Below are 1,160 nucleotides of genomic sequence, written 5' to 3'. Positions count from 1 at the left end.
AAGGCGATACAGAAATATAAGGCGACACATTATGCATAAAAAAATTGCCTGCCACTACGTGGCAGGCAAGGGTACATGTTTTTAATTATTTCACCTGTCTACTTGACAGGGGCGGTTCAATTAAGAATGTCTTTTTTTGTGTATAATTATAAGAAAGGAGTAGATACATATGACAATAAGAGACATCATAGACTTATTAGAGTCACAAGGTGAATGGGTGAATAGAAACTGTACAAGAGATCGTATATTGTTTGGGGAGGATCAAACAGAAATAAGTAAAGTAATAACATGCTGGGTAGCGACTAATAAAGTGATTCAATATGCAATAGAACATGATATACATTTCATTATTTCACATGAGAATCCATTCTATCTCGCATCTACATCGTTACCTACACTTATATATAAAGCACAAAAAGAAAAAGAAGCATTATTAAAAGAACATGATATTACAATCTATAGATGTCATGATTTATGGGATGTCTATCCCGAATATGGCATTAGAGATAGCTGGGCTAACACATTAGATCTCAATTTTGAAGAATCACATGATCATTCTTACTATAGATATACAAATGATATTAATATGACTGTAGAAGAATGTGCACAACATATTATTAATAGAATAAAACCTTACCACCAGCAAGGTATAGAAATCATAGGAGATAAGACTCAAATAATACATAGATTAGGCATAGGTACAGGGGCTTGTACAGATGTATTTGAAATGTATGAAGAAGGTGCAGATGCATGTTTAGTCAGTGATGATGGTGTAAGTAACTGGATAGGTGTCCAGTGGGCAGTAGATCATGATATTCCACTTATAGTGATTAATCATATGACATGTGAAGCACCAGGTATGGAACATATGGTAGAGTACTTGTCTAAACAGTTTCCAGAAGTGACTTTTACCTTTGTATCCAATGATTATGGTATATACCATATGGATGAATAATCATTTTTAAGCACGAATTTGATAAAAATAAAGTATAAAAACAATTCATGATATGATAACTGTAAGGGAGGGATATGATGAATTGTTTTCGTATTATAGAACTAGAAGTTATTCAAGTAATAATTCTAGTTTTTTATTTTATCTAGAAGTGATATCATATCACTGAAGAGAAGTTAATCATTATAACTTGAGACATCCGTAAGGT

At 32.3% G+C, this 1,160-nt stretch carries 1 protein-coding gene; it reads left to right on the top strand.

Annotated features, from left to right (window positions below; translation table 11 throughout):
• Nucleotides 1–169: 169 nt before the first annotated feature.
• The gene (locus H8909_RS13125; protein ID WP_187013146.1) at nucleotides 170–955 is read left to right on the top strand and encodes a Nif3-like dinuclear metal center hexameric protein; all 786 of its coding nucleotides are present in this window, start codon (nucleotides 170–172) and stop codon (nucleotides 953–955) included.
• The last annotated feature ends 205 nt before the right edge of the window (nucleotides 956–1,160 follow it).

This window comes from Catenibacterium faecis (assembly GCF_014306455.1).
Taxonomy (GTDB): Bacteria; Bacillota_I; Bacilli_A; order Erysipelotrichales; family Coprobacillaceae; genus Catenibacterium; species Catenibacterium mitsuoka_A.
The sequence above is the reverse complement of the archived record's forward strand: the minus strand, read 5'-3'. Positions and strand labels throughout refer to the sequence as shown.

Excerpts from the sequence above, each read along its gene's own strand:
- H8909_RS13125 (WP_187013146.1), top strand. The coding sequence starts at position 170 with ATGACAATAAGAGACATCATAGACTTATTAGAGTCACAAGGTGAATGG.